Source organism: Allobosea sp. 01N443 (assembly GCF_056399325.1).
In genome coordinates this window covers 1-7,199 of record NZ_JBFTRC010000247.1, presented here as the reverse complement: position 1 = coordinate 7,199, position 7,199 = coordinate 1, and the positions used below count along the sequence as shown (strand labels likewise).

General features: G+C 66.0%; 10 protein-coding genes. 5 read left to right on the top strand and 5 right to left on the bottom strand.

All coding sequences use genetic code 11. The annotated features are described in order from the left end of the window. Window positions 1-164: 164 nt before the first annotated feature. Window positions 165-683, top strand: coding sequence for a cupin domain-containing protein (locus AC1DRP_RS33285; RefSeq protein ID WP_441489871.1), 519 nt, complete (start codon window positions 165-167; stop codon window positions 681-683). On the opposite strand, the gene tsaA is transcribed toward AC1DRP_RS33285, so the two are convergent. Both tsaA and AC1DRP_RS33275 read right to left on the bottom strand, forming a co-directional pair. After that, on the bottom strand, window positions 680-1,174 hold the full coding sequence (gene tsaA, locus AC1DRP_RS33280) for a tRNA (N6-threonylcarbamoyladenosine(37)-N6)-methyltransferase TrmO (protein ID WP_441489870.1): 495 nt from the start codon (window positions 1,172-1,174) through the stop codon (window positions 680-682). The genes AC1DRP_RS33285 and tsaA overlap by 4 nt on opposite strands. A gap of 5 nt (window positions 1,175-1,179) precedes the next feature. After that, window positions 1,180-1,386 (bottom strand): TOBE domain-containing protein, encoded by a 207-nt coding sequence (locus AC1DRP_RS33275; protein ID WP_441479394.1) that lies wholly within the window; start codon window positions 1,384-1,386, stop codon window positions 1,180-1,182. Window positions 1,387-1,514: 128 nt separating this feature from the next. Here AC1DRP_RS33275 and modA point away from each other — a divergent pair, with 128 nt between their 5' ends. From modA to AC1DRP_RS33255, 4 genes are all read left to right on the top strand, one after another. Continuing rightward, a complete protein-coding gene (modA, locus tag AC1DRP_RS33270; protein WP_441489869.1) occupies window positions 1,515-2,318 on the top strand; it encodes a molybdate ABC transporter substrate-binding protein in 804 nt (267 codons plus the stop codon). Next, complete coding sequence (gene modB, locus AC1DRP_RS33265; RefSeq protein WP_441489868.1) at window positions 2,315-3,013, top strand: molybdate ABC transporter permease subunit; 699 nt, start codon at window positions 2,315-2,317, stop codon at window positions 3,011-3,013. The genes modA and modB overlap by 4 nt, the downstream gene beginning before the upstream one ends. Next, window positions 3,010-4,104 carry a molybdenum ABC transporter ATP-binding protein gene (gene modC, locus AC1DRP_RS33260; protein ID WP_441489867.1) on the top strand — a complete coding sequence of 365 codons (1,095 nt, stop codon included), beginning with the start codon at window positions 3,010-3,012 and terminating at the stop codon, window positions 4,102-4,104. The genes modB and modC overlap by 4 nt, the downstream gene beginning before the upstream one ends. Window positions 4,105-4,239: 135 nt before the next feature. Next, a complete protein-coding gene (locus AC1DRP_RS33255; protein ID WP_441489866.1) occupies window positions 4,240-4,617 on the top strand; it encodes a winged helix-turn-helix domain-containing protein in 378 nt (125 codons plus the stop codon). Between the two features lie 70 nt (window positions 4,618-4,687). On the opposite strand, the gene AC1DRP_RS33250 is transcribed toward AC1DRP_RS33255, so the two are convergent. From AC1DRP_RS33250 to AC1DRP_RS33240, 3 genes are all read right to left on the bottom strand, one after another. After that, window positions 4,688-5,740, bottom strand: a complete 1,053-nt coding sequence (locus AC1DRP_RS33250; RefSeq protein WP_069880423.1) for a polyamine ABC transporter substrate-binding protein — start codon at window positions 5,738-5,740, stop codon at window positions 4,688-4,690. After that, entirely contained in the window at window positions 5,737-6,933 is a 1,197-nt protein-coding gene (locus AC1DRP_RS33245) for an NAD(P)/FAD-dependent oxidoreductase (RefSeq protein ID WP_441505845.1), read from the bottom strand. The genes AC1DRP_RS33250 and AC1DRP_RS33245 overlap by 4 nt, the downstream gene beginning before the upstream one ends. Continuing rightward, window positions 6,930-7,199 (bottom strand): (2Fe-2S)-binding protein (locus AC1DRP_RS33240; RefSeq protein ID WP_476770756.1); only part of this gene is annotated, 270 nt, incomplete at its 5' end. The genes AC1DRP_RS33245 and AC1DRP_RS33240, both read right to left, overlap by 4 nt.

Genomic DNA, 7,199 nt, shown 5'->3' with positions numbered 1-7,199 from the left:
ATCGAGCTGCCGCGGCTACGCCCCGCCCATCTCGGCGACTACCCGAGCTTCAACGCCTATGCCGACCGCATCCACGACGCCTTCAGGCGTTTTGGCGTGATCCGGTATTGAGGCTTGCCAGCAGCGCCCATCGGACTAGCCTTCCCGGATGGAAGGAGCCTGCGATGGCCGAGCACGATCACCCGCATTCGCACGACCATGACGAGCCACGCTGGAAACATGACGGCGTGCGCGTCATCACCGGCGACAAGCTCGATCCCAACACCGCCCAGACGCCTGGCATGTTCCGGCAGGCTGCGATCAACCACGCCCGGGTCGGTGCGCAAAAGATCTGGGCCGGCACGGTCTCGATCCAGCCCAATGCCAAGACCGGTGTGCATCATCATGGCGAGCTGGAAAGCGTGATCTATGTCGTGCGCGGCAAGGCCCGCATGCGTTGGGGCGAGAGGCTCGAATTCGTCGCGGAGGCCGGGCCGGGCGACTTCATCTACGTGCCGCCCTTCGTGCCGCACCAGGAGATCAACGCCAATCCGGACGAGCCTCTCGAATGCGTGCTGGTGCGTTCCGACAACGAGGCCGTAGTGGTCAACATCACCGATGTCGACCCGGTCGAGGCGCCTGAAGAGGTCTATTGGATCGACCCGATCCACAAGCACCCACCGGGCGGCGGCTCCCGAGACTAACCGCCGACCTCGAAATCGCCCGGCTGAGCGGGCGCGATCGCCGTGAACAGCGTGCGGTCGGGCTTGAGGTCGAGCAGCGGCGTCCCGTCGAGACAATCGAGCCCACGGACCAGCAGCACCGGCCCCTCCCGGGCGGCCAGCGTGACGATCGAGGTGCCGATCGGATTGGGCCTGACGGGGGAGCGAAGCGCGAAAGTGCCGTGGGTCTGCCCGTCACTTGCAGGACTCTGAAGCACGAGGTCGCGTCGGGACCGGTGCAGCCAGTACAGCACCTCCAGGCGCTCGAAGCGCTCGATCCCGGCAAGCGCCGCATCCCAGGGCTCGAACAGCTCGATCCGACAGAGCGGCCCATCGATCCGCCCCTGGCGCGGGCAGGTCAACCGAGAACTCCACGGCGTCCGGATTCTGCCAATGAAGACCAGTCCGGCATCGCTCGCCACGGGCGGCGCGACCGCAACCTCGTGGTCGCGGATCTCGTTCTCGCGCACCATCGCCGTCAGTCGATCGCGACCATCACGTCGGAGGCCTTCACCACGGCGTAGGCCTGCTGCCCGACCGTGAGCTTGAGCTCGTCGACCGCTGCGTTGGTGATGGCCGAGGTCACGATCGCTCCGCCGATGTCGATGCGGACATGGGCGGTCGTCGCGCCCTTCGTGATCTCGACGATCTTTCCCTTGAGCTGATTGCGGGCGCTGATCTTCACGAGCTTTCTCCTCAGCATGTCCGGAGGGCCATCCCCTCACTCATGGTGATTGACACGGCTCTCGACGCCACGCAACGATCGCTATATTCCACGATGCACAGCGATTGCGATTTCGAGGGAACGCGACCATGACAACCCGCCGCCACGTACTCGGCCTTGCCGCAGCCTTCCTTTTCGGAATGGCCACTGTCTCTGGCAAGGCCCAGGCACAGAGCAAGGAGCTCGTCATTTTCGCGGCTGCGAGCCTCAAGAATGCGCTCGACGAGGCCGCGGCCAGCTGGGTCAAGGAAAGCGGCAAGCCGGCGCCAAAGATCTCCTACGCGGCGAGCAACGCGCTGGCCAAGCAGATCGAACAGGGCGCACCAGCCGATATCTTCATGTCGGCGGATCTCGACTGGATGGATTACGCGGCCTCGAAGAACCTGATCAAGTCTGACACCCGCGTCAGTCTGCTGGCCAACCGGATCGCGCTCATCGCCGCCAAGGATTCGGCTGCCAAGGTCGAACTGAAGCCAGGCGTCGATCTGGCCACCGTGCTCGGCTCCGGCCGGCTCGCCATGGGCAATGTCGATTCCGTGCCCGCCGGCAAATACGGCAAGGCTGCGCTCGAGAAGCTCGGCGGCTGGGACAAGATCAAGGACAAGGTGGCACAGGCCGACAACGTTCGTGCCGCCCTGCTGCTGGTCTCGCGCGGCGAGGCGCCGCTCGGCATCGTCTACACCACCGATGCCGCCGCGGACCCGCAGGTCAAGGTTGTCGCCACTTTCCCCGAGGACTCGCACCCGCCGATCATCTATCCGGTCGCGGTGACCAAGGACTCGGCCAATGCTGACGCCCAGGCCTTCCTGACCTATCTGCGCGGTCCCGCGGCAAAGGGCGCCTTCGAGAAGCAGGGCTTCACGGTGCTGAACAAGGCTGCCAGCTCTTCGTGAGCGACTGGCTGTCCCCTGAGGAGTGGACGGCGGTCAGGCTCAGCCTGCTTGTCGCAACGACGGCCACGATCGCGAGCCTGCCGATCGGCATCGCGATCGCGTTCCTGCTGGCGCGAGGCCGTTTCTGGGGCAAGTCGCTCCTGGACGCCCTCGTGCATCTGCCGCTGATCATGCCGCCTGTCGTGACCGGCTACCTGCTGCTGATCGGCTTCGGACGGCGCGGCCCGATCGGGCAGTTCCTCTATGACTGGTTCGGCATCGTCCTGTCCTTCCGCTGGACCGGTGCCGCGCTTGCCGCCGGGGTGATGGGCTTTCCGCTTATGGTGCGGGCGATCCGGCTCTCGATCGAGGCCGTCGATCGCAAGTTGGAGGATGCCGCCGGCACCCTTGGCGCCAGTCCGCTCTGGGTCTTCCTCGCCGTGACCCTGCCGCTGTGCCTGCCCGGCATCGTCGTTGGCATGATCCTGAGCTTCGCCAAGGCGATGGGCGAGTTCGGCGCAACCATCACCTTCGTCTCGAACATCCCCGGCGAGACCCAGACTCTGCCCTCGGCGATCTACACCTTCACCCAGGTGCCGGGAGGCGAGGCCGGAGCCATGCGGCTGACGCTGATCTCGATTGCCATATCCGTCATCGCACTGTTTGCCTCCGAGGCGATGGCGCGGTTTGTCGGGCGCCGGATCGCGATCGAATGACACCGGCTCTCGATGTCGCGGTTGAGCATCGGCTCGGGAACTTCCTGCTCGACGCCCGCTTCACTGCGGATGGCGGTCTGACGGCTCTCTTCGGGCGCTCCGGCTCGGGCAAGACCTCGCTGGTCAATGTCATCGGCGGCCTGATCCGCCCGACACGTGGCCGGATCGTCGTCGCCGGCGAAACCCTGGTCGATACCGACCGCGGCATCTTCGTCCCCAAACATCGCCGCCGGATCGGCTATGTCTTCCAGGAAGCGCGGCTGTTCCCGCATCTCACCGTCCGCCAGAACCTGCTCTTCGGACGCTGGTTCGCCCGGCACCACGGCCATGACGGCACCGAGATTGCAAGCGTACTCGAACTGCTCGGCATCGGCCATTTGCTGGAGCGCCGCCCCGCGGGGCTCTCCGGCGGCGAGAAGCAGCGCGTGGCGATCGGCCGAGCCCTGCTGGCAAGGCCGCGCCTGCTCTTGATGGACGAGCCGCTCGCTTCGCTTGACGAAGCACGCAAGGCCGAGATTCTGCCCTATATCGAGCGATTGCGCGACGAGATGGGCCTGCCGATCGTCTATGTCTCGCATTCGGCGGCCGAGGTCGCACGCCTTGCGACGAATCTGGTCATCGTCGACCAGGGCGCGGTCAAGGCGTCGGGCCCGACGGCCGAGGTGATGTCGCGGCTCGATGTCGCGATGCTGCCCGGGGCGCCGGAAGCGAGCGCCGTACTCGACGCCGAAGTCACGGGTCTTGACCCTGTCCATCACCTGGCGACGCTGTCGACCCAGGCAGGCCGGCTCTTTGTCGCGCGTCCCGGTCTGCGCGCGGGAGCGCGGCTGCGCGTCCGCATCCTCGCCAGCGACGTTCTCCTCAGCCTCAACCCGCTGGAAGGCATCAGTGCACTCAATGTGCTGCCGGGTACCATTGCCGAGGTCGGCATGGGGCGCGGAACGGAGGGAGCCGCCGTCGACCTGCGCATCGATTGCAATGGCGCCATGCTCGTTGCCCGGCTGACCACGAAATCGGTGTCTCAGCTTGGGCTGAAACCGGGCAGCCCGATCTATGCGGTCATCAAAAGCGTCTCGGTCGATGCGCCCTGACGATGTCCTGCCGCATGCAATGGAGACTGGCGGTGCCATTGCGCTGTAGTTCGGCATATATGGCTATGCGGCGGGAAACGACGATGCGGGCCTGACCGAAGCCGGCTAGACTGGTTGCGCAACAAGGACGCCTGAATGCCCGAAACGCCGCCGCCCCCCGCCGTCGAACTCAGCCTCAGGCTCGACTTCTCGCCCGGCGGCCGACTCGGCCCGGGCAAGGTCGAGTTGCTCGAAGCTGTCGAGCAGACGGGCTCGATTTCTGCAGCGGGACGGGCGATGACCATGTCCTACAGGCGAGCCTGGCTATTGGTCGACGAACTCAACAGGATGTTCCGGCAACCGCTTGTGGAAGCCCAGCCCGGCGGCAGCAAGGGCGGTGGAGCGCATCTGACGCCGCTCGGACGCGAGGTCGTGGCGCATTACCGCGCTGTCGAGAGCAAGGCACTGAAGGCGGGCAATCTTCATATCGAAGCCCTGCGCGGGCTCGTCGACGAGCGGGGCGGCAAGTCCTGATCGGCAAGTCCTGAAACGAGAACGGCGCACGGTCGAACCGACCGCGCGCCGTGGAAGCCGGGCCTCAGGCTCAGCGTTCGATCATCTTGTTCCAGCGGCTGTTCCATTCCGGGCGCTTGGCGTTGATCGCATCCCAGTCCAGCGTCACTGCGGTCTTCATGTTGGCGTGGAAGGCCTTGAGCTTCTCCTCGGCCTCCGGCGTCGTGGCCTTTGCCTTGGTGTTGGAAGGCACGACATTGCCGGCAGCCAGCGCCTTGCTCTGCGCATCGGCCGAAAGCAGATAGGCCGCCAGCTTCTGTGCCAGCTCCGGCTCCGAGTTATTGGCGATGACGCATTGCGCCACCATCAGCACGACGGACCCTTCCTTCGGCTGGGCATATTCCGCCGCAATGCCCTTTTCCTTCAAGGTCGCGACCGCCGTCGGCGTCAGCGGGAAGATCGCTGCTTCGCCGGTCTGGACCATTTCCGAGATCTTGGCCGAGCTCGGGATGAACTCGAGCACGTTCTTGCCGATCAGGTCGCGGAACTTGCTGAAGCCCGGCTCGACATTGGTCTCGTTGCCGCCCTGGATACGGTTGAACATCAGGAAGGCGTGCAGACCGAAGGACGACGCCGAGGCCGACTGGAACACGACCTTGCCCTTGAACTTCGGGTCGGCGAGATCCATCCACGAAGTCGGCGCAGCCCAGCCCTTCTCGTCGAACATCTTCTTGTTATAGGCGAGCCCGGTCATGCCGAGGTCGATACCGACTGCCATGTCGTCCTTCATCCGGGTGCCCTGAGCAAGCTCGGCCAGCTCCGGACCGGGCTTCAGCTTTTCGCAGAGGCCGGCGCCGATCGCGCGCACCATGACGCCGTCATCGAGGAACATCACATGCATCTGCGGCTTGTCCTTGGCCGCAGTCGCCTTGGCCAGGATGTCCGAGGAAGTGCCCGGCACGACGACGATCTTGACGTCATTGGCCTTCTCGAACTCGGGGAAGACAGCCTGCGTGAAGGTGCGCTCGAAATTGCCGCCATTCATGCCGACATAGAGCGTCTTGGACTGCGCCATGGCGGCGCCGGAGGCGACGACGGCAAATGCGGCGACAGTGCTCGCCAGAGCGGTACGGCGGTTGATCATGAACGTGTCTCCCTTGTGTGTGGTGGCTCTGATGCTTCTCCCGCACCCGAGCCTCGGTCTGTGCGGGTCGAAATCGGAACGGGCGCGAAGCGTCCGATCGTGAACGCGTCGATGGGCGTCGTGCTGCGCCCGTCGCGGACAAGTTCGGCGAGGACCTCGCCGACGCCGGGAGCGATCTGAAAGCCGGCCCCGGTGAAGCCGAAGGCGTGGATCAGGCCGGGTGTCGTCAGGCTCGGCCCGATCACCGGGTTGCGATCGGGTATCGCTCCCTCGGTGCCGCTCCAGAAGCGGATGGCATGGGCGTGGCGCAGGCCCGGGAAGAGTTCGGCCGCGCGGTTCATGATGGCAAGCGCGCCCTCGCCGCGTGGGCGCGAGAAATCGGGATCGTCCAGGGGCAAGGCGCGTTCGCCGCCGACGACGCAATTGCCGCGCTCGACCTGCCGGGCATAGATGCCGCCGCCCTCCATGCCGATATTGGCGGTCATGATCGCCTCGAGCGGCTCGGTCACCACCATCGAGGGATAGATGCGCGCAAGCGGCACAGGCTCGCCAAATGCCGCAGCGAAGCTGTCAGCCCAGGCGCCCGCGCTGTTGATGACGAAACGCGCGCTCAGCGAGAGATCATCGCCCGCTTCCAGCGCGAAGCCCGCACCGTTGCGCGTTACGCCCTTCACCGGCGTGTTCTCCAGCACATGGACACCGACACGGCGCGCTGCGCTGGCAAAGCCGGTCGAGACCAGTCGCGGATTGGCATGGCCGTCGCCGGCGCAGAAGGAGGCGCCGAACACGTCGCCGCCGACCCAGCCGAAGCGCTCGCGCAGGCCGTTATGGCCAATCAGCTCGAGACCGAGCCCCTGTCCGGCAACTGTCTCGGCATAGGCTTCAAGTGCAGCCATGTCGGCCTCGTCGCGCGCGAGCTTGAGGTGGCCGGAGCGCAGGAACTCGCCATCGATGCCGATCAACGCCTGCAGCCGCGGCCAGATGGCATGCGCGCGCTGAGACAGCGGCAACTGCTCGAGCGGCCGTCCCTGGCGACGCACACCGCCATAGTTTACGCCGCTCGCCTGCGCGCCACAAAAGCCCTTGTCGAGCAGCGCCACCGACATGCCCATGCCGCGCAGCGCAAGAGCCGCCGAACTGCCGACCAGGCCGCCGCCAATGATGGCGACATCGACATCAAGACGCCGGCTCATTCCGCGGCCTCCGCACCGGTCTCGGCCATCGTCAACGCGAGGGGGATCGGCTTGACCGGCGCCTGGCTCCGCAGCCGGCCGACAGCGTCGATTCCCCGGCCCGTCTCTCCGGCGAGAAGCTCGGCCGCCACGCTGCCGCAGATCCGCCCCTGGCAACGGCCCATGCCGATCCGGCTGACGGCCTTCAGCCGATTGAGCTCGCTGATCTCGAAATGACCGACCGCGCGGCGAACCTCGCCAGCGCTGATCTCTTCGCAGCGGCAGAC

Coding starts and splice junctions, on each gene's coding strand:
- AC1DRP_RS33250 (WP_069880423.1), bottom strand. CDS start 5,740: ATGATCAACCGCCGTACCGCTCTGGCGAGCACTGTCGCCGCATTTGCC.
- modC (WP_441489867.1), top strand. CDS start 3,010: ATGACACCGGCTCTCGATGTCGCGGTTGAGCATCGGCTCGGGAACTTC.
- AC1DRP_RS33285 (WP_441489871.1), top strand. CDS start 165: ATGGCCGAGCACGATCACCCGCATTCGCACGACCATGACGAGCCACGC.
- AC1DRP_RS33255 (WP_441489866.1), top strand. CDS start 4,240: ATGCCCGAAACGCCGCCGCCCCCCGCCGTCGAACTCAGCCTCAGGCTC.
- modA (WP_441489869.1), top strand. CDS start 1,515: ATGACAACCCGCCGCCACGTACTCGGCCTTGCCGCAGCCTTCCTTTTC.
- tsaA (WP_441489870.1), bottom strand. CDS start 1,174: ATGGTGCGCGAGAACGAGATCCGCGACCACGAGGTTGCGGTCGCGCCG.
- AC1DRP_RS33245 (WP_441505845.1), bottom strand. CDS start 6,933: ATGAGCCGGCGTCTTGATGTCGATGTCGCCATCATTGGCGGCGGCCTG.